Origin of the sequence: Pseudomonas bananamidigenes (assembly GCF_001679645.1) — a bacterium.
In the GTDB taxonomy this organism is placed as follows: Bacteria; Pseudomonadota; Gammaproteobacteria; order Pseudomonadales; family Pseudomonadaceae; genus Aquipseudomonas; species Aquipseudomonas bananamidigenes.
Map to the genome: position 1 here is coordinate 1 of NZ_LRUN01000021.1, position 22760 is coordinate 22760.

The window sequence follows — 22760 nt, forward strand, 5'->3', positions numbered from 1 at the left end:
AGAGGGTTAGGGTGAGGGCGTTCTTGATCTTGCCTCCGTCATTCACACCCTGAATGACAGACAACCCCGATTCCCCAGCTACGCTTGTGCTCAGCTCCCACATCTATAAGAGGCTGCGCACGATGAGTCTTTCCTCCTTCAAGATCGCTCACAAACTGATCACCGGCGCCGGGGCCATCGAGCAACTGGCGGCCGAGCTCACGCGGCTGGACATCGATAACCCGCTGATCGTCACCGATGCCGCGCTGGTCAAGTCCGGCACGGTGGCGCTGGCGCTGGCACAGATCGGCGAGCGCGAATACGAAATCTTCGACCGGGTGCTGCCGGATCCGGAAATTGCCATCGTCGAGGACTGCATGCGTGTCTATCGCGAAGGCGGGCATGACGGGCTGATCGGCCTCGGCGGTGGCAGTGCCATCGACATTGCCAAGAGCGTTGCCGCCTATGCCGGTTATCACGGCGCGCTGGAAGATCTGTTCGGCGTCGATCAGGTGCCGCGCAAAGGTCCGCCGCTGATTGCCATTCCGACCACGGCCGGCACCGGTTCCGAGGTGACCAACGTGGCGATTCTTTCGGACAAGGTCGCCCAGTTGAAGAAAGGCATCGTCAGCGACTATCTGTTACCTGACGTGGCGCTGGTCAGTCCGCAAATGACCCTGACTTGCCCGCGCAGCGTCACCGCCGCCAGTGGCGTCGATGCGCTGGTGCATGCCATCGAATCCTACCTGTCGCTGAATGCTTCGCCGATCACCGATTCGCTGGCCATCGGCGCAATCAAGCTGATCGCCCGGTCATTGCCAAAGGCCTATGCCAATCCTTCCAATGTGCAGGCCCGGGAAGACATGGCCACCGCCAGCCTGATGGCCGGCATGGCGTTCGGCAATGCCGGAGTCGGCGCGGTGCATGCGCTGGCGTATCCGCTGGGCGGGCGTTTCAACATTGCCCATGGTGTAAGCAATGCGCTGTTGCTGCCGTATGTCATGACCTGGAACAAAATGGCCTGTGTCGAACGGATGCAGGATATCGCCGAAGCCATGGGGGTGAAGACCGCTCATCTGAGTCTCAATGACGCCGCCGACTGCGCCGTCGCGGCGATGGCCGAGCTGTGTGCAGCGGTAGAAATCCCGCAGGGGCTGCGCAGTTTCGGCGTGCCCGAAGAGGCGATCCCGGCGATGGCGGTAGAGGCTGCGGGAATAGAGCGCCTGATGCGTAACAACCCGCGCAAGCTCAGCGCTGCCGACATCGAGAAGATCTATCGGGTGGCGTACTGAGAACCCGCCGGTCATCGGTCATGGCACAACCCAATCATCGCGGTCACGGTGCGCGCGCGGAAACTTGAGGTATACAATGCGCGCCATCGTGATTTAGCTCAGAAAAGGTGCGTCATGCAGCCCTTCCTTATTGCCCCGTCGATTCTTTCCGCCGACTTCGCCCGCCTGGGCGAGGAAGTGGACAACGTTCTGGCCGCCGGTGCCGACATCGTTCACTTCGATGTCATGGACAACCACTACGTACCGAACCTCACCATCGGCCCGATGGTCTGTGCCGCGCTGCGCAAGTACGGCGTCACCGCACCGATCGACGCGCACCTGATGGTCAGCCCGGTGGATCGCATCGTCGGCGACTTCATCGAGGCCGGCGCCACCTACATCACCTTCCACCCGGAAGCCACGCTGCACGTCGATCGTTCGCTGCAACTGATCCGTGAAGGCGGCTGCAAATCCGGCCTGGTGTTCAACCCGGCGACCCCGCTGGACGTGCTCAAGTACGTGATCGACAAGGTCGACATGGTCTTGCTGATGAGCGTCAACCCGGGCTTCGGCGGGCAGAAATTCATCCCCGGCACCCTCGACAAGCTGCGCGAAGCCCGCGCGATCATCGATGCCTCGGGCCGTGACATCCGCCTGGAAATCGACGGCGGCGTCAACGTCAACAACATCCGTGAAATCGCTGCTGCCGGCGCCGACACCTTTGTCGCCGGCTCGGCGATCTTCAATGCGCCGAACTATCAGGAAGTCATCGACAAGATGCGTTCCGAACTGGCGCTGGCCCGCCCATGAGTGGATTCGAGCAGCTGTTCCCGGGGCAACTGCCAAGGCTGGTGATGTTCGATCTGGATGGCACGCTGATCGATTCGGTACCCGACCTGGCGGCGGCGGTGGATAACATGCTGCTCACTCTCGGGCGCAAGCCTGCCGGTATCGAATCCGTACGCGAATGGGTCGGCAATGGCGCGCCGGTGCTGGTGCGCCGGGCGCTGGCCGGCGGCATCGATCATTCTTCCGTGGATGATGTGGAAGCCGAACATGCGCTGGAAGTGTTCATGGAAGCCTACGGCGCCAGCCATGAGCTGACCGTGGTCTATCCCGGCGTGCGCGACACCCTGAAATGGCTGCACAAGCAGGGCGTGGCCATGGCGCTGATCACCAACAAACCGGAGCGCTTCGTCGCGCCGTTGCTGGATCAGATGAAGATCGGCCGCTATTTCAAGTGGATCATCGGCGGCGATACCCTGCCGCAGAAGAAGCCCGATCCGGCGGCGCTGTTCTTCGTCATGAAGATGTCCGGCATTCCGGCCTCGCAATCGCTGTTCGTCGGTGATTCGCGCAGCGACGTGCTGGCGGCGAAAGCGGCGGGGGTCAAGTGCGTGGCGCTGAGTTATGGCTACAACCATGGCCGGCCGATTGCCGAGGAATCCCCGGCGCTGGTGATCGACGATCTGCGCAAGCTAATTCCCGGTTGCCTGGATACGGCCGCTGAGATAACGTTGCCCGACGCTTCTCAATCCCCTTCTGGAAACGCCATCGTGGTGGTTACCCGCAAACTCTGGATGAAAGTCATCAAGGCCCTGGCCCGCTGGCGTTGGCGCGCCTGACTTGTTCCTGGCCGGCCTGCCGGCGCGTTTGCCTACCTGACTGATTTGCACCTCACACCACGAGGCAATTTATGATCCGCGAAGAATTCCTGCGACTGGCCGCTGACGGCTACAACCGCATTCCGCTGGCCTGTGAAACCCTGGCCGACTTCGACACGCCGCTGTCGATCTACCTGAAACTGGCCGACCAGCCCAATTCCTACCTGCTCGAATCGGTGCAGGGTGGCGAGAAATGGGGCCGTTACTCGATCATCGGCCTGCCGTGCCGCACCGTGCTGCGGGTTCATGATCATCACGTCAGCATCACCGTAGATGGCATCGAGACCGAAAGCCATGACGTCGAAGATCCGCTGGCCTTCGTCGAAACCTTCAAGGCCCGCTACAACGTGCCGACCATCGCCGGCCTGCCGCGGTTCAACGGCGGCCTGGTGGGTTACTTCGGTTACGACTGCGTGCGTTATGTAGAGAAGCGTCTGGGCAAATGCCCGAACCCGGATCCGCTGGGTGTGCCGGACATCCTGCTGATGGTCTCCGATGCAGTGGTGGTGTTCGACAACCTCGCCGGCAAGATGCACGCCATCGTGCTGGCCGACCCGGCGCAGGCCGATGCCTACGAGCAGGGTCAGGCGCAATTGCAGGAATTGCTGGAAAAGCTGCGCCAGCCGATCACCCCGCGTCGTGGCCTGGACTTCAGCAAGCCGCAGGCGACTGAGCCAGTGTTCCGCTCCAGTTTCACTCAGGACGACTACGAAAAAGCCGTCGACACCATCAAGGAATACATCCTCGCCGGTGACTGCATGCAGGTCGTACCGTCCCAGCGCATGTCGATCGACTTCAAGGCGGCGCCGATCGATCTGTACCGCGCGTTGCGTTGCTTCAACCCGACGCCGTACATGTACTTCTTCAACTTCGGCGATTTCCACGTCGTCGGCAGTTCGCCGGAAGTGCTGGTGCGGGTCGAAGACAACCTGATCACCGTGCGCCCGATTGCCGGCACCCGTCCGCGCGGGGCCACCGAAGAGGCCGACGTGGCGCTCGAAGAAGACCTGCTGTCCGACGACAAGGAGATCGCCGAGCACCTGATGCTGATCGACCTCGGTCGCAACGACACCGGGCGTGTTTCAGAGATCGGCTCGGTGAAACTCACCGAGAAAATGGTCATCGAGCGTTATTCCAACGTGATGCACATCGTGTCCAACGTGACCGGCCAGTTGAAGGAAGGCCTGACCGCCATGGATGCACTGCGGGCGATTCTGCCGGCGGGCACTTTGTCCGGCGCACCGAAGATCCGCGCGATGGAAATCATCGACGAACTAGAACCGGTCAAGCGTGGCGTGTATGGCGGCGCGGTCGGGTACTTCGCCTGGAACGGCAACATGGACACCGCGATTGCGATCCGCACTGCCGTGATCAAGAACGGTGAGCTGCACGTGCAGGCCGGTGGCGGCATCGTTGCCGACTCGGTGCCGGCGCTGGAATGGGAAGAAACCATCAACAAGCGTCGGGCGATGTTCCGGGCTGTTGCACTGGCTGAGCAAACCCCGGACTGAGTGACGGGGGGATCAGCCATAAAAAAACGCGGCGCCTGTGAGGGCGCCGCGTTTTTTATGGCCTTCTGATCAGAAGTCGAGACTGACGCCAACATTGATCCCTTGCTGGGTAAAGTCGTCATCCTTGCGGATGTTGTAACTGGCACGAAGGGCGACTTCTTTGGTGAGGTTGTGGCTGACGCCCAGGTTCAGGCGGTTCAGGTTGGTCTGCGGTGTGTAGCCTTCCAGGGTGTAGCGATTGTTCGGCAGGCTGTTGAGGTTCATCGTCAGATCCTGAGCGTCGTCGTTGTATTCGCGCTCATGGGCGAATTCGCCGAAGACCTGGGTCTGTGCGGTGATCTGGTATTTACCCTGAATACCCAGGCCGAGACGACGGGAGTTGCGCGACTGGTCGTCGAAGGTCAGTGCCGTGGAATCTGCGCCTTTCTCCGAATAACCGTCCACTTCCACCTTGCCGAAGTCCGCGCTGACGAATGGCGACAGGTGCCATGGGCTGCTGGCCTCTGGCGCGATGTCGTAGCCGACGCGGCCGCCGATGGCCAGTACGTAGCCGTCGGTATCGCCTTTCTCGCCGCGTTCATTGACCCCGAGCTGGAACTTGCGCTTCAGGCTGTCGTAGTCCAGATGCCCGGCGGTAACGGCCAGGTCACCCCACCAGCGGTTTTGCTGGTACTGGGCGAATGCGGTGCCCATGTAGGAATTGAGCTTGTACTCGGAGTCGTTGTCGCCGGCTTCGATTTTCTGGTGATAGAAACCCGCCGCCACACCGACGCGCCAGGCGTCGTCGAGGCGATAACTGCCACCGATATTCAGGTTATAACCGTTGCCGTCGGCGCTGGCCCCGGCGTGCTGGTCGTCGAAGTCCTGATGCTGGCCGCCGGCGGAGACAATCGCCCGCCACTGGCCGACGCCTTGCCAGTTTTCCCAGTCGGCCAGCCATTGATTGCGCAATTCGTCTTGATGCGCGCGCAGGGTGCCCTGGGCCATTTCCGGCAGCAGCGTCAGTTCCCACGGGGCGGCCAGCAACGAGTAGGCGTAGTCGGCGATCAAACGTTGGCCGGCTTCGGTCGGGTGCACCGCGTCGTTGTAGATCAGCTTGGTCGGATCCGGCGTGGCGCTGTTGATCCCGTAGCGGGCGTTTTCGGTGCAACCGCTGCCGCTGAAGCAGGTGGCGACCAGATTCTGGTCGGTGGCCAGGCCGAACTGCGCCGGGTTGGCAAACGCTTCCTTGAGCAGCACCGGCACGTTCAGCGGGATCACGTTGGCGCCGACGGTCTGCAACTGACTCACCAGCTCGGTGTTGAACTGAGCACTGAGCTGTGAGGTGAAGGCTTGCAGCGGCGATCCGTTGATGGCTGGGGTCAGGCCGATGTCCGGCAACAGCCAGACCATGATGTAGCGGGCACCCGCGCCTTGCAGGGTGCGCACACTGTCGACCAGTCGGTCGGCGGCGGCGTTGGCCTGAGGCAGGCTGGTAACACGGCCCTGAAGGAAGTCGTTGCCGCCCCCGGTCAGGTAATACAGGGCATTCGGATCGGCCCGGAAACCGTTCGACGGCAGATAACCGGCGCGGGTGCGCTCGTCGTTGGCGGATGTGCTGGTGATCGAATCGAGAATCTGATCGGTGCGGTAACCACCCACGGCCCAGTTGTTACCATCCGGCAGCCCCTGACCGGCACGTACTGCCGAGTCGGCGGAGGCGGTCTGGTCCGGTGTGAAGCCCAGGCGACCTCCGAGCAGTTGGGTGGCGTTCAGCGAGTAGAACTCGCCGCTGCCGTCCTGGTAATTCGGACCGGTGCGGTTGGTGAACCGTTTGACCGAGCCGGCCGGACCGTCCGGATCGGAAAATGTCCCGGCGTCGCTGAGACTGTCGCCGAACACGATGAAATTCGAATAAGGGTTGGGTGCTGCATTCGCCTGGGCGCAGGCCAGTGCGAGCAGGCATCCGGCAAGCGGTACAAACAATGTCTGTTTGATCATGAGCAAGTCCGTTTATTTATTGTTGTATGGAACGAAACGACAGTACCAAAAACATCCGGCGTTTTGCCATCGGTCGTCAACCCTCCCATAGTTTTCCCCCTTCAGGTCCGGCCATATTGCACGCTCTGCCCAGCTAAGTTACTGTGCCGAGACGTATGAATGAGACCTTTCCCGTGTTGATCGTCAGCAAACTTCTGGATCAAGTCATCAAGGCCCACGCCCGCTGGCGTTGGCGCGCCTGAATCTTTTCTGCCGGCCTTGCCGGATCTGTATCGCTCTGCCTTCCTTGCCCGTTTGAAATGCCGCGTTGCCGTCGCCACTTGCGCGTCCGACACCGTGCAGCGTCCGGTCAAGTCATCTGAAGGCTGTTTCAAATTCAGAATTAAAGAGGTTCGAAACGCCATGTTGCTGATGATCGACAACTACGACTCCTTTACCTACAACGTTGTGCAATACCTCGGCGAGCTGGGTGCCGAGGTCAAGGTCGTGCGCAACGACGAGTTGACCATTGCCGAAATCGAAGCGCTCAACCCGGAGCGCATCGTGGTGTCCCCCGGTCCGTGCACGCCGACTGAAGCCGGCATTTCCATCGATGCCATCAAACACTTCGCCGGCAAACTGCCGATCCTCGGCGTGTGCCTCGGCCACCAGTCCATCGGCCAGGCCTTTGGTGGTGATGTGGTGCGTGCCCGGCAAGTGATGCACGGTAAGACTAGTCCGGTATTCCACGAGGACAAGGGTGTATTTGCCGGTCTGAATCGTCCGTTGACCGTCACCCGCTATCACTCCCTGATTGTCAAGCACGAGACTTTGCCTGATTGCCTGGAACTGACTGCCTGGACGCAGCACGATGACGGCTCGGTCGACGAAATCATGGGCCTGCGTCACAAGGCACTGAACATCGAGGGCGTACAGTTCCACCCGGAATCGATCCTCACCGAACAGGGCCATGAACTGTTCGCCAATTTCCTCAAACAAACCGGCGGCACGCGCTAAGGACTTTCCATGAATATCAAGACAGCCCTGAGCCGTATCGTCGATCACCTCGACCTCAGCACCGAAGAAATGCGCGACGTGATGCGCGAAATCATGACCGGCCAATGCACCGACGCGCAGATCGGCGCGTTCATGATGGCCATGCGCATGAAGAGCGAGAGCATCGACGAAATCGTCGGCGCAGTGTCGGTGATGCGCGAGCTGGCGGACCAGGTCGAGCTCAAGACTCTCGACGGCGTGGTCGATGTAGTCGGCACCGGCGGTGACGGCGCGAATATTTTCAACGTTTCCACGGCCTCGGCGTTTGTCGTTGCCGCTGCCGGCTGCACCGTGGCCAAGCACGGCAATCGTGCAGTGTCGGGCAAGAGCGGCAGCGCCGACTTGCTGGAAGCCGCCGGCATTTACCTCAACCTGACGCCGGTTCAGGTGGCGCGTTGCATCGACAACGTCGGCATCGGTTTCATGTTTGCCCAGACCCATCACACAGCCATGAAGTACGCCGCCGGTCCGCGCCGCGATCTTGGCCTGCGTACCCTGTTCAACATGCTCGGCCCGCTTACGAATCCGGCCGGCGTCAAACATCAGGTCGTCGGTGTATTCACCCAGGCACTGTGCCGGCCATTGGCCGAAGTCTTGCAGCGCCTGGGCAGCAAGCATGTGCTGGTGGTGCATTCGAAGGATGGTCTGGACGAATTCAGCCTCGCTGCCCCGACTTATGTGGCCGAGCTGAAGAACAACGAAATCACTGAATATTGGATCGAGCCGGAAGATCTGGGCATGAAGAGCCAGAGTCTGCACGGCCTTTCGGTCGAAGGTCCGGAGGCTTCGCTGGCGCTGATCCGCGATGCACTGGGCAAGCGCAAGACCGAAAACGGTCAGAAGGCTGCCGAAATGATCGTGCTCAATGCCGGTGCGGCGCTTTACGCTGCCGATCTGGCGACCAGTCTGAAAGAAGGCGTGGCGCTGGCCCACGACGCTCTGCACACCGGCCTTGCTCGGGAAAAACTCGAGGAGCTGGGTGCCTTTACCGCGGTATTCAAAGTGGAGAATGAGGGATGAGTGTACCGACGGTTCTGGAAAACATTCTGGCCCGCAAGGTTCAGGAAGTCGCCGAGCGTAGCGCCCGTGTGAGCCTGAGCGAGCTGGAAAGTCTGGCCAAGACGGCCGATGCACCTCGCGGTTTTGCCCAGGCGTTGCTGGCGCAGGCCAAGAAAAAACAACCGGCGGTGATTGCCGAAATCAAGAAGGCTTCGCCGAGCAAAGGCGTGATCCGCGAGAATTTCGTTCCCGCCGACATCGCAAAAAGCTATGAAAAGGGCGGGGCGACCTGTCTGTCGGTGCTGACCGACATCGATTACTTCCAGGGTGCCGACGCGTACCTGCAACAGGCCCGCGCTGCATGCTCGCTGCCGGTGATCCGCAAGGACTTCATGATCGATCCGTACCAGATCGTCGAAGCCCGTGCGCTGGGCGCTGATTGCGTGCTGTTGATCGTTTCCGCGCTGGATGACGTGAAAATGGCCGAGCTGGCTTCGGTGGCCAAAGGGGTCGGCCTCGATGTGCTGGTGGAAGTCCATGACGGCGATGAACTGGAGCGCGCGTTGAAAACCCTCGATACGCCACTGGTCGGGGTCAACAACCGCAACCTGCACACTTTCGACGTGAGCCTGGAAACCACCCTTGACCTGCTGCCACGCATTCCGCGCGATCGCCTGGTGGTCACCGAAAGCGGGATTCTCAACCGTGCCGATGTCGAATTGATGGAAATCAGCGATGTTTACGCCTTCCTGGTGGGTGAAGCGTTCATGCGCGCTGAAAGCCCGGGCGTTGAACTGCAGCGTCTGTTCTTCCCGGAGCGCGGTGTTCCAGTGAGCGGTTCGACCCTCGACTGATCGACTCTCGCAGGCGCCCGTCTCCCTGTGGGAGCGGGCTTGCCCGCGAAGGCAACATAAGATTCACCTCAGGCTCAACGTCCTATGGAAACCTTATGATCCCCACTTCCCTGACCATCGAAGCCGGTCTGCAAGCCGAGCAGGATCTGCTGGCCTCGGTTTGCGCCGGTGATGCCGAATTCGGTCTGCTGTTCTGGCAACCGAGCGATCGCGCGTTGGTCATGCCGCGCCGTTTGAACCGCCTCCCCGGATTCGATCATGCCTGTGAAATCTCCGCCGCTGCCGGCTGGCCAGTGTTGCTGCGTGAAACCGGTGGCGAGCCTGTCCCGCAATCGGCTTCGACGGTCAACATCGCTCTGGTCTATGCACCGCCTCGCAGCGAAGGCGATCTGAACCGCATCGAAACCGGTTACCGGCGTCTGTGTGATCCGATCTGTCAGTTGCTGGATGAGTTGGGCGGCACTTCGTCGCTGGGTGAAATCGACGGCGCGTTCTGCGACGGTCGTTTCAACGTCAACCTGGACGGCCGCAAGGTGGTGGGCACCGCTCAGCGCTGGCGCCAGAGTCAGGGCGGTCAGCGCCCGGTAGGGTTGGTGCATGGTGCGATGCTGGTGGATGACGAGCGCGAGTCGATGGTCGCGGCGGTCAATCGTTTCAACGAGGCATGTGGTCTGGAGCAACGGGTGCGTGCCGCGAGCCACATTGCCCTGCATGAAAAATTTCCCGCGCCCGATGCCTTGACGCGTCTCGATGAGCTCTTTCGTTTGATGTTGGCGCAGATCTACACCAGCTGAGTTTCGTAACTCAGCGTGTGCCGAAGACCACCATGGTCTTGCCTTTCACGTCCACCAGGTTGCGTTCCTCAAGATCCTTGAGTACGCGACCGACCATTTCCCGTGAACAACCGACGATGCGCCCGATTTCCTGACGGGTCACCTTGATCTGCATGCCATCAGGGTGGGTCATCGCGTCGGGTTGCTTGCACAGTTCCAGCAGGCAGCGGGCCACACGGCCGGTGACATCGAAGAACGCCAGATCGCCGACCTTGCGCGTGGTGTTGCGCAGGCGTTGTGCGATTTGTCCGCTGAGCACGTAAAGAATGTCTGGATCCTGCTGCGACAGATCACGGAATTTGGCGTAGCTGATTTCTGCGACTTCGCACTCGACCTTGGCCCGCACCCAAGCACTGCGCTCCTGTTCCTGGCCGGCCTGTTCGAACAGGCCCAGCTCGCCGAAGAAGTCGCCGGCATTCAGATAAGCGATGATCATCTCGCGGCCGTCGTCGTCCTCGATCAGGATCGTGACCGAGCCGCGGATGATGAAGTACAACGTGTCCGAGCGATCCCCGGCGCAGATGATGTTGCTCTTGGCCGCATGGCGCCGGCGCTGGCAATGCATCAGCAGCTTGTCGAGGTTCTTGATTTTGGGTGTGGGGGTAATACCAACCATGGTTGTATCCCGAAAAGACTGCACGGTTATATTTGGTTTTTATATGAGGCGCTGAGGCGATCGCTACAAATACCGGCGGCTTGAGGCGCCAGTGAATTGGCGCCAGCTTACCAGACACTTCGTCGAAAATTCGAGAAATTACCTACGCGGTCGCGGCATCGGTCCTAGGAACGGCCCTCGCAGCCAAACCGGCTCCCTGTGCTAAGCTGGCGACCCTTTTTTCTACAGTGGAGTCTCGGCGATGAAGGCACGCATCCAATGGGCTGGCGAAGCCATGTTCCTTGGCGAATCCGGCAGCGGTCATGTCGTGGTCATGGACGGTCCGCCGGACGCCGGTGGTCGTAACCTGGGTGTCCGCCCGATGGAAATGCTCCTGCTGGGCGTTGGCGGTTGCAGCAACTTCGATGTGGTCAGCATCCTGAAGAAGGCCCGTCAGGCCGTTGAAAGCTGCGAAGCGTTTCTGGACGCCGAACGCGCGACCGAAGATCCGAAGGTGTTTACCAGGATCCATATGCACTTCGTGGTCAAGGGCCGTGGCCTGAAGGAAGCCCAGGTCAAACGTGCCATCGAGCTGTCGGCGGAGAAGTATTGCTCGGCCTCGATCATGCTCGGCGCGGCCGGCGTGGCGATCACCCACGACTACGAAATCGTCGAACTCGGCTGAGCCGACATTCAACTATCATAAAAGCAGTGCAGACTCTGGCGATCCCCCGCTGACGTCTGCATAATGCGCCACTTTTTTCAGGGCAGTGATCGGTCAGCCGACGGATCATCCGCCTGAACAGATAACCAAAATCGCCATCGCGAAGAGGTGTTAACCGTCCTACGCAGGTGCGTCGTTCGCACTTGACGGGCATGCTTGATCACGCGGCCGGGCCGCATACATAGAGAGTTTTTAACGGTGAAAAGCAAACTCAAGCTCCACGGGTTCAACAACCTGACAAAGACCTTGAGCTTCAACATCTATGACATCTGCTACGCGGAAACCCCGCAGGACCAGCAGGCTTACGTCGAGTACATCAATCAAGAGTACAACGCCGAACGCCTGACGCAGATTCTCACGGAAGTTGTCGAAATCATTGGTGCCAATATTCTGAACATTGCCAGTCAGAACTATGAGCCTCAGGGTGCCAGCGTCACGATTCTGATCTCGGAAGAACCGGTCACCCCGACCGAAAGCCAGATCGAAGAGTCCCCGGGTCCGCTGCCGGAAATCATCCTGGCCCACCTCGACAAGAGTCATATCACGGTGCATACCTACCCGGAAATCCATCCGGACGCCGGTATTGCGACGTTCCGTGTGGACATCGACGTGTCGACCTGTGGTGTCATTTCACCGCTCAAAGCGCTCAATTTCCTCATTCACCAGTTCGATTCGGACATCGTGACCGTGGATTACCGTGTGCGCGGCTTCACCCGTGACGTTGAGGGCAACAAGCACTTCATCGATCACGAGATCAACTCGATCCAGAACTACCTTTCCGAAGACACCCGCGACGCGTACCAGATGACCGACGTGAACGTGTACCAGGAAAACCTGTTCCACACCAAAATGCTGCTGAAGAACTTCGAACTGGATAACTACCTGTTCGGCGATGCCACCAGCAACCTGTCGTCCGAGCAGCGTGCTCAGGTGACCGAGCGTGTGAAACACGAAATGCTGGAGATCTTCTACGCACGCAATATGCCGAGCTAAGAATTCCTGGCACAAAAAAAGGCGACTGCTTTGCGGCAGTCGCCTTTTTTATGGGCGTTTTTCAGATTCGGTAGGTGCTTTTGGTCATCACTTTGGCCAAAAGACTCATGCCGAATTTCACCGGTGCCGGGAAGCGGAAACCGCCTGCCTCCAGTGCACTTTCTGCGTGATGTTCTTCATCGATACGCATCTGTTCCAGAATCGCCCGGGACTTCTCATCCTCGACCGGCAGTTGCTCCAGATGCTCGTTGAGGTGCTTGCATACCTGATGTTCGGTGGCTGCGACAAAACCGAGGCTGACCTTGTCGCTGATCAACCCGGCGACTGCCCCGATCCCGAACGACATGCCATAGAACAGCGGATTAAGCACGCTGGTGTGACTGCCCAGCTGATGAATGCGTTGTTCGCACCAGACCAGGTGATCGATCTCTTCTTCGGCCGCGTGCTCCATGGCTTCCCGCACCTGGGGCAGCTTGGCGGTCAGGGCCTGGCCCTGATACAGCGCCTGGGCGCAGACTTCTCCGGTATGGTTGATGCGCATCAGGCCGGCGACATGACGGGTGTCTTCATCGCTCATCTGTGCATCGGGTTGCAGGATGGCCGGCGACGGGCGGTACGGCTGGCCACTGAAGGGCAGCAGGGTCCGCATCGCGGCATCGGCTTGCAGCAGAAGACGGTCGATTGGCGAGTAGTGACGTTGGGTAGTCATGCTGACCTCCGGGAAGAATCTCGGCGGCCAGTTTAACCGAATCGGCCGGGGAAGGTTTGCGCTGGGTCATGTGGGAGCAGGGCGCTCCCACTGATTTGCAGGGCGATCAACCCGGTGGCCAGTTCATCTGGCGCTGACCGAGTACATGCATATGAATGTGGTAGACGGTCTGTCCACCCTTTTCATTGCAGTTCATCACCACCCGGAAGCCTTCCTCGCAACCCAGTTCCAGTGCCAGACGCTGGGCGGTGAACAGGATATGTCCGGCCAGTGCCTTGTCGTCTTCGGTCAGGTCGTTGAGCGTGCGCACCGGTTTTTTCGGGATGACCAGAAAATGCACAGGTGCCTGCGGGGCGATGTCGTGGAACGCCAGAACCTGGTCGTCCTCGTAGATGATCTTCGCCGGGATTTCCCGGTTGATGATCTTGGTGAACAGAGTATCCACAGCTGTTTTCTCCGTTGTTTGAGCCGGGTCGAGTGTACCCACGAGGGATCACCGCGCCCAGCCGTTTGCCTGTCCGCCCTTCAGCGTGGGCAGTAAGCTTTGTTGACCATGCCGACGATGGTGCGATTGAGCCAGCGCGAACCCAGCCGCGGCAGGAAGGCGAACCAGCGGTTCCGCCGGCCGGGAATGATGATCGCGCGGTTTTTTTCCAGGGCGCGCACGGTATACAGCGCGACTTCCTCGGGACTCATCAGCAGATTGCTGGCATTGAGTTTTTCGTTGTTCAGTTGTGCCGTGCGGAAGAATCCGGTGCGTGTGGGGCCCGGGCATAGTACCGAGACTTTCACTGCGCATTTTTTCAGTTCTACCCGCAGTGCTTCGGAAAAATGCAGGACGTAGGCCTTGCTGGCGTAGTAGGTGCTCATCCACGGGCCGGGATTGAACGCGGCTACCGACGCCACGTTGAGAATCTGCCCGCCACCCTGCAGGGCCATGCTGTTGCCGATGGCGTGGCACAGGCGCGTCAGGGCGAGGATGTTCACTTCGATCAGATCCTGTTCGGTCATCCAGTCCTGGGCCAGGAACGGACCGCACGTACCGATGCCGGCGCAGTTCACCAGGAGATCGATCTGCCGGTCGCCTTCTTCAAGTTCCAGCAGAAAACCGGACAGACGCAGCGGCTCGCCCAGATCGCAGGCCCGGAACAACACCTCCACGCCGAAGCGCTGGGTCAGTTCGATTGCAATACTTTCCAGTTGGTCACGCTGTCGGGCCACCAGAATCAGACTGCGGCCACGGCGGGCCAGAGCTTCGGCCATGGCCAGGCCGATGCCGCTGGAGGCGCCAGTGATCAGAGCGTAACGGGTCATGCAGTTCTCCATCGCAACAGCTCCCCGCCGTGGACGCAGGTGTCACGGCAGGGAGCGCTGTTCATTCTTTCGCAGAGTCTACAGGGGCGGGTGGGGCTTCGGCTGCATCCTCGGCTGAATTCGCTGGTTCGACCCCCACATCGACCTCATCGGCCGTCACCGAACCGCTTTCATAACTGCTTTCAAGACTGGTTTCGTATTCCTGCTGAATGGCGGAAATACCGCCCAGCAGGCCACCGACAAAGAACAGGCCGATGAAGACGATCCAAAGGGAACAGAGCACTTTGACGGCGGTGCTGTTCGGTGGGGGTGGCGGGCCATAACGATTGGCGCCGTCATTGCCCGGCACGACCATGATCACCAGCGGAAAGAAACTGCCCACGAACGGAACCAGAGTCAACAGCCATAACCATCCGGACCAGCCGATGTCGTGCAGACGCTGAATGCTGAACAGGATGCCGATGATCGCGAAGGCCAGAAACAGGAAGAAAGCAAAGATACCGCCGATGATCAGCCCCGAGGTCGAATCGGTGCTTACCAGGCCCAGGCCGATCAACGCCAGTACGCTCACGATCGGCAGGGTCACCAGACTCAGCACCATCGACCATGCCAGGTAGCGAAGGCGGCCGATCCGGCCTTCTGCACTCAGCGGCTTGAGCGTGGCGAATTCCGCCTGTTGCTCACCGACATTGGCCCGGGGCGGGGCGTAGGGAGAGTCGGGCTCTGTCACGGGGGCGGAATGTTCCTGCACATCGGACAGATTCAGTTCGATGGTGGTGTCCGGCTCGATCCGGGCGTCGATCCCCGTCTTGCCCAATGCCTGCAGATAAACCTGGGCGTCACTGTGCGACAGGTCGCGTTTGAGGGCGACGAGGCTACCGTTGAACAGGCGCTCGATGGCGGTCACGTCACTCTTGAACAGGTCGGCCAGATTGAGTTTGGCGGTGGTGATATCGACACCGGGCTGCAGGGCACCGTCGAAAACGATCTTGTAGCGGGGGTCGCTCATGGCCGAGGCATCCTTGTCGTGAAAAAGTTGAGTTGATTCGTGTCGCAGCCGCCAAGTGTAAGGCCAGTCAGAGCAACTGGCCGAAATTCTTTCAGCGCGGCCAGCGGCCCGGAAGTTGCGCCGCGTGTTCCAGGGCCCGGCGATACTCGGCATCGAGGCGTGCTATCAGTTGATCCACGCTTGGCAGATCGTCGATCTGGCCAACCCCTTGGCCGGCTGACCAGACGGTCTTCCAGGCTTTGGCCTCATCGTTGATCGGCTTGAGTTTTTCGCCGAAGTTCACTTCACCCCTGCCTTGCAGTGCTGCCATGTCGAAACCGGCAGCCTCCAGGCTTTGACGCATGAAGCTGGCCGGAACGCCAGACACTGCAGGAGTATGAATGATGTCCGCTGCCTTGGCTGTCAGCAGCATTTCCTTGTAGGCGTCGGGCGCATGACTTTCGGTCGTACCGATGAATCGCGTACCGAAGTAGGCCAAATCCGCACCGAGCAACTGTGCGGCGAGAATCTCATGGCCGTGGTTCAAACATCCTGCAAGCAGCAGCGTCTTGTCGAAGAACTGGCGAATCTCGGCGATCAGCGAGAACGGGCTCCAGGTGCCGGCATGGCCACCGGCGCCGGCGGCAACGGCGATCAAGCCGTCGACGCCTGCTTCCGCGGCTTTTTCCGCATGGCGGCGGGTCGTCACGTCGTGAAAGACCAGGCCGCCGTAGCTGTGCACCGCATCGACCAATTCCTTAACCGCACCGAGGCTGGTGATGACGATGGGGACCTTGTGTTCTACGCAGATGTTCAGGTCCGCCTCCAGACGCGGATTGCTCTTGTGAACAATCAGGTTCACGGCATAAGGCGCCGGGTTGTCCAGTCTCGCCAGCCCCGCTTCGATCTGTTCCAGCCAGGCCTTGAACCCGCTGCTTTCGCGCTGGTTGAGCGCCGGAAAGCTGCCGACCACGCCGTTGCGACAGCACGCGAGCACCAGTTCGGGATTGGAAATCAGGAACATCGGCGCGGCCACGACGGGCAGACGCAGACGTTGTTCGAGCAAAGCGGGCAGCGACATCGGAAGTACCCCGGAAAGTTGAACGTATTGAGGTTAGAACGGCTTGACCACGACCAGAATTACGATAGCCAGCAATATCAGAACCGGGACTTCATTGAACCAGCGATAAAAGACATGGCTGCGGGTGTTCTCGCCACGGGCAAAACGTTTTACCTGCGCGCCGCACATGTGGTGATAGCCGATCAACAGCACGACCAGGGTCAGCTTGGCATGGATCCAGCCGCCGCTGCTGAAGATGCCCGGGTTCAGGTAGATCAGCCAGCCGCCAAAGATCAGCGCGGAGATCATTGCCGGGCCCATGATGCCGCGATACAACTTGCGCTCCATGACGCTGAAGCGTTCTTTGCTGATCGCGTCTTCACTTTGCGCGTGATAAACGAACAGTCGTGGCAGGTAGAACAGTCCGGCAAACCAGCACACGATGCTGACGATATGCAGCGCTTTGATCCATAGATAGAGCATTTTTGGTTTTCCCTCATTCACGGTAGGCCGGATAGTAGAGGCTTGAGCGTCCGCACGTCACCTTGACGGTTGTCGCAGGGGCGCGCGGCCCCTATTATCGACGGCTTTCCAGTGGGTTCGTTGAGGGCAGGTTTATGGTCAAGGTCGGTATCGTCGGCGGCACGGGTTACACCGGTGTCGAACTGCTGCGTCTGTTGGCACAGCATCCGCAGGCAGAAGTGGTGGTGATCACTTCCCGATCCGAGGCCGGTCTGGCCGTGGCTGACATGTACCCGAACCTGCGCGGCCACTACGATGGTCTGGCGTTCACGGTCCCGGACATCAAGACCCTGGGCGCTTGCGACGTGGTGTTCTTCGCTACTCCGCACGGCGTTGCTCATGCATTGGCCGGTGAATTGCTGGCGGCGGGCACCAAGGTCATCGACCTGTCGGCGGACTTCCGTCTGCAGGACGCTGATGAATGGGCCAAATGGTACGGGCAGCCGCACGGTGCGCCGGAGCTGCTGGACGAAGCGGTTTACGGCTTGCCGGAAGTCAATCGTGAGCAGATCAGGAAGGCGCGCTTGATTGCGGTACCGGGTTGCTATCCGACCGCGACGCAGCTGGGTTTCCTGCCGTTGCTCGAGGCGGGCATTGCCGATGCTTCGCACCTGATCGCGGACTGCAAGTCCGGTGTCAGCGGTGCCGGTCGTGGCGCTTCGGTAGGCTCGCTGTATTCCGAAACGTCGGAAAGCATGAAGGCTTACGCGGTGAAAGGTCACCGTCATCTGCCGGAAATCCGTCAGGGGCTGCGTCGTGCAGCGGGCAAGGATGTCGGCCTGACCTTCGTGCCACACCTGACGCCGATGATTCGTGGCATTCATTCCACGCTCTACGCGACCGTGGCGGATCGTTCGGTGGACTTGCAGGCGCTGTTCGAGAAGCGTTATGCCAATGAACCGTTCGTCGATGTGATGCCTGCTGGCAGCCATCCGGAAACGCGCAGTGTGCGTGGTGCGAACGTCTGTCGTATCGCGGTTCATCGTCCCCAGGATGGCGATCTGGTGGTAGTGCTGTCGGTGATCGACAACCTGGTCAAGGGCGCTTCGGGTCAGGCCGTGCAGAACATGAACATTCTGTTCGGTCTGGAAGAGCGTCTGGGCCTGTCCCACGCGGGCATGTTGCCGTAAAGCTGATCCTGCTGACTGAAAAGGCCCGTCTGACGGGCCTTTTTGCATTTTGGGTCGCCGATGGCTTTATTGATATACCGTAACAATAGTTGACCGATTTTCTAGGACAAGCGGATAATGCGCGTCATCACGCATTATGGCGGCGTAACGCCGGGAGAGAGTCAGCATGAGCGTCGAATCCTTCACCCCCACGGCTTTGCAATTCACCCAGGGTGCCGCGCACAAGGTGAAGAGCCTGGTCGATGAAGAGGGGAATGATCGCTTGAAGCTGCGCGTATTTGTTACGGGCGGCGGTTGTTCAGGGTTTCAGTACGGCTTCACCTTCGATGAAGATGTGGCTGAGGACGACACCATCGTCGAACGCGAAGGTGTGAGCCTGGTGGTCGATCCGATGAGCTTCCAGTATCTGGCAGGTGCCGAGGTGGATTATCAGGAAGGTCTGGAAGGCTCGCGTTTCGTGATCAAGAACCCGAATGCCACCACGACTTGTGGTTGCGGTTCTTCGTTCTCGATCTGATCTCGCCTTACCGTACACAATAAAACGCCGCAGAACTTCACGTTCTGCGGCGTTTTTTTTGCATTTTGTCCTAGTTGGGATAGATGGCGCCAAGCACGCGCAGCCCCTTGGCGCCAGTGACGCTGGGGCGATTGGCGCGTATACCTTCGAGGCAACAATGGGCGAGCCAGGCGAAAGCCATGGCTTCGACCCAGTCCGGATCTACGCCGTGGGTCGCGGTGCTGGCGACCTTCGCGTTGGGAAGAAGGTCGGCAAGGCGCTTCATCAGCGCAGTGTTGTGGGCGCCGCCGCCGCAGACCAGAAGCTCTTCAGTGTTCGATTGAGCACTTTGCAGCGATTCGATGATGGTCAGAGCCGTCAGGTCGAGCAATGTTGCCTGTACGTTTTCAGGGGCGAACTGCGGCAAGCGCGACAGTTGCCGTTCAAGCCAGGGCAGGTTGAACACTTCCCGGCCGGTGCTCTTCGGGCCTTTGGTTGAGAAGAACGGATCGCTCAGCAATGCATTGAGGAGAACAGGCTCAACTCTGCCGCTGGCTGCCCATTGACCGTTGCGATCATAGTTCTCGCCATGCTCCCGGTGAATCCACGCATCCATCAGAACATTCCCTGGGCCGCAGTCGAATCCGGCTACAGGTTTGTTCGGCTCGATCAGACTGATATTGCTGAAACCGCCGACATTCAGAACGGCACGGTTGCCGGTACGCTCTTCGAACAAGGCTTCATGGAAGGCAGGAACCAGAGGGGCGCCCTGGCCGCCGGCCGCCACGTCACGACTGCGGAAGTCGCTGACAACGGTAATCCCGGTCAGCTCGGTCAGCAGGGCAGGATTGCCGATCTGTACGGTGAAGCCGCGTGCAGGCTCGTGGCGAATGGTCTGGCCGTGGCTGCCAATCGCGCGAATGGCTTGCGGTGCGAGTTGTTGCTGCTCGAGCAGGGCGTGGATACCTTCGGCGGCAAGCTTTACCCAGTTCTGCTGGGCGATCGCCGAGCGGGCGATTTCGTCGGGACCGCTGGCGCACAAGCCAAGCAGCTCGGCGCGCAGGGATTCAGGCATGGGGATGTAATGTGTGGCGATCAGGTTGATTGCCGAGGTTTGCTCGATCAGGGCGATGTCCAGACCGTCGAGACTGGTGCCGGACATCACGCCGATATAAAGAGCCATGGCTTAGCGCTTGCTCGAGGCCAGCATGGTGGCCTTCTCTTGGTCCATGCGGGCCATCAGCGGTTGGCTCTGTGCCAGGAAGCGCGCGCGCTCGGATTTGGCGATCGGATCGGCCATCGGTAGCTTCTGGCCCAATGGGTCGACGTGAACGCCGTTGACCTGGAACTCATAGTGCAGGTGCGGTCCGGTGGAGAGGCCGGTGGTGCCGATATAACCGATCACCTGGCCCTGCTTGACGGTACCGCCGGTTTTCACGCCTTTGGCGAAGCCTTGCATATGGCCGTACAGCGTACGGTAGGTGTTGCCGTGCTGAATGATCACGGTGTTGCCGTAACCACCGCGACGACCAGCCAGCAGTACTTTGCCGTCACCGGCAGCCTTGATTGGCGTACCGCGTGGAGCGGCGTAGTCGACACCTTTGTGGGCGCGGATCTTGTTGAGAATCGGGTGTTTGCGGCCCATGGAAAACTTGGAGCTGATACGGGCAAAGTCTACCGGGGTGCGGATGAACGCCTTGCGCATGCTGTTGCCATCAGCGGTGTAGTAGCTGCTGTTGCCCTGCTTGTTGGTGTAGCGCACGGCGGTGTAGGTCTTGCCGCGGTTGGTGAAGCGGGCGGACAGGATCGGACCGTTGCCGACGGCTTTGCCATTCACCACTTTCTGCTCGTAGATCACGTCGAACTCGTCACCCTGACGGATATCCTGGGCGAAGTCGACGTCGTAGCCGAATACGCTGGCCATATCCATGGTCAGACTGTGGGACAGGCCGGCGCGGGCGGCGGACTGGGACAGGGAACTATTGATCACGCCGTGGACATAGGCGGTACGAACGGTTGGCTTGGCGGTAACGCGGTTGAAGACATAACCCTTGTCGTTCTTGGTCAGGGTGATGGTTTCAACGTCGCTGACCTTGCTGTGCAGATTGGTCAGTTGGCCTTGTGGATTGAGCTCGAATTCGAGTTTCTGGCCGTGTTTGAGCTGACTGAATTGCTTGGCCTGCTTATCGCTGGCGAGCACTTCATGTACAGCTGCAGCAGGCAGGCCGACCTTCTCGAACAGTGTTGAAAGGGTATCGCCCTTGGATACGATCACTTCCCTGTGGCCTGGAGCCTTCTTTTCGGGAGCGACCGGTGCCGTCACGGGGGCGGCCTGGGCTGTTTCGGGAGCGTCATCCGCACCGTTTTCGATCTGTGCGAAAGGCGAGGCTACTGGCTCATTTGTGGCTTGAACCGCCTCGGCGGCGTCTTGATCTTGTGTCAATTGTTCAGCAGGACTTTCCAGTTCAAGGCTCAGGGTCGTCTTTTTGGCTTCAACATCACTGGAAGGAAATACCAGGAGCGCCAGGCTGAGAAGGGCGGCGATCCCACTTGCGGCAAGAAGGTGGGTCTTCGGGTAAAGCGGTGGCGCTTTAGACGGTTCAGTGGTCATAAGTAATTTTGACTTTGAAAAGATGAATTGGAAAAGATGAATGACATGATGAAGATGAAATAACTGTATAAAATATAACCAAATCATCGCTGAAGCAAGTCCGCAGGCTCTTCGTCTGTGGATTGATATCCGTGTGCCGGGCAAACCTTGTAATTGGTGCGCGATCTTGTATGGTTGGTTCCCTTTGAATCTGAGCCTTGCGGGTCTGTTATGAAGTCGGTTGAAGAGCAGCTAGCGCTGATTAAACGTGGTGCGGAAGAACTGTTGGTCGAGTCGGAGCTGATCGAAAAGCTCAAGCGTGGCCAGCCGCTGCGAATCAAGGCTGGCTTCGACCCAACTGCGCCGGACCTTCATCTTGGGCATACTGTCCTTATTAACAAGTTGCACCAGTTCCAGGAGCTGGGGCATCAAGTGATCTTCCTCATTGGTGATTTCACCGGAATGATCGGTGATCCGAGTGGCAAGAGCGCCACCCGTCCTCCGCTTACGCGCGAGCAGGTTCTTGAAAATGCCGAGACCTACAAGTCTCAGGTGTTCAAGATTCTCGATCCGGCAAAAACCGAAGTTGCATTCAATTCGACCTGGATGGACAAGATGGGGCCGGCGGACTTCATTCGTCTGACCTCGCAGTACACCGTCGCCCGTATGCTCGAGCGTGATGATTTCGACAAGCGCTATAGCACCAATCAGCCGATCGCGATTCATGAATTCCTCTATCCGTTGGTTCAGGGTTACGACTCGGTTGCCTTGCGCGCTGATGTGGAGCTGGGCGGAACCGATCAGAAGTTCAATCTGCTGATGGGGCGTGAGTTGCAGCGTGGCTACGGTCAGGAAGCTCAGTGCATTCTGACGATGCCGTTGCTTGAGGGGCTCGATGGCGTGAAGAAAATGTCCAAGTCCTTGGGCAATTACGTTGGTATCCAGGAAGCGCCAGGTGTCATGTACAGCAAGCTGGTTTCGATTCCGGATGCATTGATGTGGCGGTACTTCGAGCTGCTCAGCTTTCGGTCGATGGATGAGATCAATGCGTTCCGTGCAGATGTTGAGGCAGGTGCCAATCCTCGCGACATCAAGATCAAACTGGCTGAAGAAATTGTCGCTCGTTTCCATGGTGAGGAGGCTGCTGCCAGCGCTCACCGTGGTGCAGGCAATCGTATGAAGGATGGCGAGCTGCCGGATGATTTGCCAGAGATCGAGTTGACTGCTGCTGAAGACATGCCCATTGCTGCTGTCCTTAATAAGGCTGGGCTGGTTAAGAACTCTGCAGCTGCTCGTGACCTGCTGGCTTCTGGTGGTGTGCGTATTGATGGAGAGATTGTTGATCGCTCCTTTATATATGTAATTGGAGCGACTCATGTCTGCCAGGCTGGCAAGAAGGCTTTTGCGCGGATCACGCTGAAATCCGAGTAAAATTGAAAATAGGGGTTGACGGCGAATTTCAGATGTCTATAATTCGCCCCACTTCCGGCGCTGTCGAAACGGAAAACTCCTT

At 59.3% G+C, this 22760-nt stretch carries 24 protein-coding genes; 13 read left to right on the forward strand and 11 right to left on the reverse strand.

Going from position 1 to position 22760, the window contains the following annotated elements:
- Positions 1-122: 122 nt before the first annotated feature.
- From BBF94_RS07795 to trpE, 4 genes are all read left to right on the forward strand, one after another.
- Positions 123-1271, forward strand: a complete 1149-nt coding sequence (locus BBF94_RS07795; RefSeq protein WP_065258467.1) for an iron-containing alcohol dehydrogenase — start codon at positions 123-125, stop codon at positions 1269-1271.
- 114 nt (positions 1272-1385) lie between these two features.
- Complete coding sequence (gene rpe / locus BBF94_RS07800; protein WP_065258468.1) at positions 1386-2060, forward strand: ribulose-phosphate 3-epimerase; 675 nt, start codon at positions 1386-1388, stop codon at positions 2058-2060.
- Positions 2057-2875 (forward strand): phosphoglycolate phosphatase, encoded by an 819-nt coding sequence (locus BBF94_RS07805; RefSeq protein WP_065258469.1) that lies wholly within the window; start codon positions 2057-2059, stop codon positions 2873-2875. The genes rpe and BBF94_RS07805 overlap by 4 nt, the downstream gene beginning before the upstream one ends.
- Positions 2876-2946: 71 nt before the next feature.
- A complete protein-coding gene (gene trpE, locus BBF94_RS07810) occupies positions 2947-4425 on the forward strand; it encodes an anthranilate synthase component I (protein ID WP_065258470.1) in 1479 nt (492 codons plus the stop codon).
- Positions 4426-4494: 69 nt separating this feature from the next.
- Here trpE and estP read toward each other — a convergent pair whose 3' ends face one another.
- Both estP and BBF94_RS27945 read right to left on the reverse strand, forming a co-directional pair.
- The gene (gene estP, locus BBF94_RS07815; protein ID WP_065258471.1) at positions 4495-6405 is read right to left on the reverse strand and encodes an esterase EstP; all 1911 of its coding nucleotides are present in this window, start codon (positions 6403-6405) and stop codon (positions 4495-4497) included.
- Between the two features lie 101 nt (positions 6406-6506).
- The gene (locus tag BBF94_RS27945) at positions 6507-6827 is read right to left on the reverse strand and encodes a hypothetical protein (RefSeq protein ID WP_176704432.1); all 321 of its coding nucleotides are present in this window, start codon (positions 6825-6827) and stop codon (positions 6507-6509) included.
- On the opposite strand from BBF94_RS27945, the gene BBF94_RS07820 reads away from it, so the two are divergent.
- From BBF94_RS07820 to BBF94_RS07835, 4 genes are all read left to right on the forward strand, one after another.
- Entirely contained in the window at positions 6808-7401 is a 594-nt protein-coding gene (locus BBF94_RS07820) for an aminodeoxychorismate/anthranilate synthase component II (RefSeq protein WP_065258472.1), read from the forward strand. The two genes, BBF94_RS27945 and BBF94_RS07820, sit on opposite strands and share 20 nt — an antisense overlap.
- Before the next feature lie 9 nt (positions 7402-7410).
- Complete coding sequence (gene trpD, locus BBF94_RS07825) at positions 7411-8460, forward strand: anthranilate phosphoribosyltransferase (protein ID WP_065258473.1); 1050 nt, start codon at positions 7411-7413, stop codon at positions 8458-8460.
- A complete protein-coding gene (trpC, locus tag BBF94_RS07830; protein ID WP_065258474.1) occupies positions 8457-9293 on the forward strand; it encodes an indole-3-glycerol phosphate synthase TrpC in 837 nt (278 codons plus the stop codon). The genes trpD and trpC overlap by 4 nt, the downstream gene beginning before the upstream one ends.
- Positions 9294-9388: 95 nt before the next feature.
- Positions 9389-10087: a lipoate--protein ligase family protein gene (locus tag BBF94_RS07835; protein ID WP_065258475.1), complete on the forward strand. Its 699-nt coding sequence runs from the start codon at positions 9389-9391 to the stop codon at positions 10085-10087.
- Positions 10088-10097: 10 nt separating this feature from the next.
- On the opposite strand, the gene crp is transcribed toward BBF94_RS07835, so the two are convergent.
- Positions 10098-10742 (reverse strand): cAMP-activated global transcriptional regulator CRP, encoded by a 645-nt coding sequence (gene crp / locus BBF94_RS07840; RefSeq protein WP_065258476.1) that lies wholly within the window; start codon positions 10740-10742, stop codon positions 10098-10100.
- Between the two features lie 241 nt (positions 10743-10983).
- On the opposite strand from crp, the gene BBF94_RS07845 reads away from it, so the two are divergent.
- Positions 10984-11406 (forward strand): OsmC family protein, encoded by a 423-nt coding sequence (locus BBF94_RS07845; protein ID WP_065258477.1) that lies wholly within the window; start codon positions 10984-10986, stop codon positions 11404-11406.
- Positions 11407-11643: 237 nt separating this feature from the next.
- On the forward strand, positions 11644-12438 hold the full coding sequence (gene speD / locus BBF94_RS07850; protein WP_007956315.1) for an adenosylmethionine decarboxylase: 795 nt from the start codon (positions 11644-11646) through the stop codon (positions 12436-12438).
- Between the two features lie 61 nt (positions 12439-12499).
- Here the strand turns inward: speD and coq7 are convergent, their stop codons facing one another.
- The 6 genes from coq7 to hemJ form a co-directional block, all read right to left on the reverse strand.
- A complete protein-coding gene (gene coq7, locus BBF94_RS07855; protein ID WP_065258478.1) occupies positions 12500-13147 on the reverse strand; it encodes a 2-polyprenyl-3-methyl-6-methoxy-1,4-benzoquinone monooxygenase in 648 nt (215 codons plus the stop codon).
- A 106-nt stretch (positions 13148-13253) separates the two neighbouring features.
- On the reverse strand, positions 13254-13592 hold the full coding sequence (locus BBF94_RS07860; RefSeq protein WP_003228789.1) for a histidine triad nucleotide-binding protein: 339 nt from the start codon (positions 13590-13592) through the stop codon (positions 13254-13256).
- Between the two features lie 80 nt (positions 13593-13672).
- Positions 13673-14461, reverse strand: coding sequence for an SDR family NAD(P)-dependent oxidoreductase (locus BBF94_RS07865; RefSeq protein ID WP_065258479.1), 789 nt, complete (start codon positions 14459-14461; stop codon positions 13673-13675).
- A gap of 61 nt (positions 14462-14522) precedes the next feature.
- Positions 14523-15470, reverse strand: a complete 948-nt coding sequence (locus BBF94_RS07870; protein WP_065258480.1) for a DUF805 domain-containing protein — start codon at positions 15468-15470, stop codon at positions 14523-14525.
- 91 nt (positions 15471-15561) lie between these two features.
- Complete coding sequence (locus tag BBF94_RS07875; protein WP_065258481.1) at positions 15562-16530, reverse strand: NAD(P)H-dependent flavin oxidoreductase; 969 nt, start codon at positions 16528-16530, stop codon at positions 15562-15564.
- Positions 16531-16563: 33 nt separating this feature from the next.
- Complete coding sequence (gene hemJ, locus BBF94_RS07880) at positions 16564-16992, reverse strand: protoporphyrinogen oxidase HemJ (protein ID WP_065258482.1); 429 nt, start codon at positions 16990-16992, stop codon at positions 16564-16566.
- A gap of 134 nt (positions 16993-17126) precedes the next feature.
- Between hemJ and argC the strand changes: the two genes are divergently transcribed.
- Positions 17127-18161, forward strand: a complete 1035-nt coding sequence (argC, locus tag BBF94_RS07885) for an N-acetyl-gamma-glutamyl-phosphate reductase (RefSeq protein WP_065258483.1) — start codon at positions 17127-17129, stop codon at positions 18159-18161.
- Positions 18162-18327: 166 nt separating this feature from the next.
- Entirely contained in the window at positions 18328-18678 is a 351-nt protein-coding gene (erpA, locus tag BBF94_RS07890; RefSeq protein WP_003228776.1) for an iron-sulfur cluster insertion protein ErpA, read from the forward strand.
- Between the two features lie 70 nt (positions 18679-18748).
- On the opposite strand, the gene BBF94_RS07895 is transcribed toward erpA, so the two are convergent.
- Entirely contained in the window at positions 18749-19840 is a 1092-nt protein-coding gene (locus BBF94_RS07895) for an anhydro-N-acetylmuramic acid kinase (protein WP_065258484.1), read from the reverse strand.
- 3 nt (positions 19841-19843) lie between these two features.
- Positions 19844-21268, reverse strand: coding sequence for a peptidoglycan DD-metalloendopeptidase family protein (locus tag BBF94_RS07900; protein WP_065258485.1), 1425 nt, complete (start codon positions 21266-21268; stop codon positions 19844-19846).
- A 210-nt stretch (positions 21269-21478) separates the two neighbouring features.
- Between BBF94_RS07900 and tyrS the strand changes: the two genes are divergently transcribed.
- Positions 21479-22678: a tyrosine--tRNA ligase gene (gene tyrS, locus BBF94_RS07905; RefSeq protein ID WP_065258486.1), complete on the forward strand. Its 1200-nt coding sequence runs from the start codon at positions 21479-21481 to the stop codon at positions 22676-22678.
- Positions 22679-22760: the final 82 nt, after the last annotated feature.

What these genes read in the sequence shown, in the direction of transcription:
- BBF94_RS07795 (WP_065258467.1), top strand. Translation starts at nt 123, where the DNA reads ATGAGTCTTTCCTCCTTCAAGATCGCTCACAAACTGATCACCGGCGCC.
- rpe (WP_065258468.1), top strand. Translation starts at nt 1,386, where the DNA reads ATGCAGCCCTTCCTTATTGCCCCGTCGATTCTTTCCGCCGACTTCGCC.
- BBF94_RS07805 (WP_065258469.1), top strand. Translation starts at nt 2,057, where the DNA reads ATGAGTGGATTCGAGCAGCTGTTCCCGGGGCAACTGCCAAGGCTGGTG.
- trpE (WP_065258470.1), top strand. Translation starts at nt 2,947, where the DNA reads ATGATCCGCGAAGAATTCCTGCGACTGGCCGCTGACGGCTACAACCGC.
- estP (WP_065258471.1), bottom strand. Translation starts at nt 6,405, where the DNA reads ATGATCAAACAGACATTGTTTGTACCGCTTGCCGGATGCCTGCTCGCA.
- BBF94_RS07820 (WP_065258472.1), top strand. Translation starts at nt 6,808, where the DNA reads ATGTTGCTGATGATCGACAACTACGACTCCTTTACCTACAACGTTGTG.
- trpD (WP_065258473.1), top strand. Translation starts at nt 7,411, where the DNA reads ATGAATATCAAGACAGCCCTGAGCCGTATCGTCGATCACCTCGACCTC.
- trpC (WP_065258474.1), top strand. Translation starts at nt 8,457, where the DNA reads ATGAGTGTACCGACGGTTCTGGAAAACATTCTGGCCCGCAAGGTTCAG.
- BBF94_RS07835 (WP_065258475.1), top strand. Translation starts at nt 9,389, where the DNA reads ATGATCCCCACTTCCCTGACCATCGAAGCCGGTCTGCAAGCCGAGCAG.
- crp (WP_065258476.1), bottom strand. Translation starts at nt 10,742, where the DNA reads ATGGTTGGTATTACCCCCACACCCAAAATCAAGAACCTCGACAAGCTG.
- BBF94_RS07845 (WP_065258477.1), top strand. Translation starts at nt 10,984, where the DNA reads ATGAAGGCACGCATCCAATGGGCTGGCGAAGCCATGTTCCTTGGCGAA.
- coq7 (WP_065258478.1), bottom strand. Translation starts at nt 13,147, where the DNA reads ATGACTACCCAACGTCACTACTCGCCAATCGACCGTCTTCTGCTGCAA.
- BBF94_RS07865 (WP_065258479.1), bottom strand. Translation starts at nt 14,461, where the DNA reads ATGACCCGTTACGCTCTGATCACTGGCGCCTCCAGCGGCATCGGCCTG.
- BBF94_RS07870 (WP_065258480.1), bottom strand. Translation starts at nt 15,470, where the DNA reads ATGAGCGACCCCCGCTACAAGATCGTTTTCGACGGTGCCCTGCAGCCC.
- BBF94_RS07875 (WP_065258481.1), bottom strand. Translation starts at nt 16,530, where the DNA reads ATGTCGCTGCCCGCTTTGCTCGAACAACGTCTGCGTCTGCCCGTCGTG.
- hemJ (WP_065258482.1), bottom strand. Translation starts at nt 16,992, where the DNA reads ATGCTCTATCTATGGATCAAAGCGCTGCATATCGTCAGCATCGTGTGC.
- argC (WP_065258483.1), top strand. Translation starts at nt 17,127, where the DNA reads ATGGTCAAGGTCGGTATCGTCGGCGGCACGGGTTACACCGGTGTCGAA.
- erpA (WP_003228776.1), top strand. Translation starts at nt 18,328, where the DNA reads ATGAGCGTCGAATCCTTCACCCCCACGGCTTTGCAATTCACCCAGGGT.
- BBF94_RS07895 (WP_065258484.1), bottom strand. Translation starts at nt 19,840, where the DNA reads ATGGCTCTTTATATCGGCGTGATGTCCGGCACCAGTCTCGACGGTCTG.
- BBF94_RS07900 (WP_065258485.1), bottom strand. Translation starts at nt 21,268, where the DNA reads ATGACCACTGAACCGTCTAAAGCGCCACCGCTTTACCCGAAGACCCAC.
- tyrS (WP_065258486.1), top strand. Translation starts at nt 21,479, where the DNA reads ATGAAGTCGGTTGAAGAGCAGCTAGCGCTGATTAAACGTGGTGCGGAA.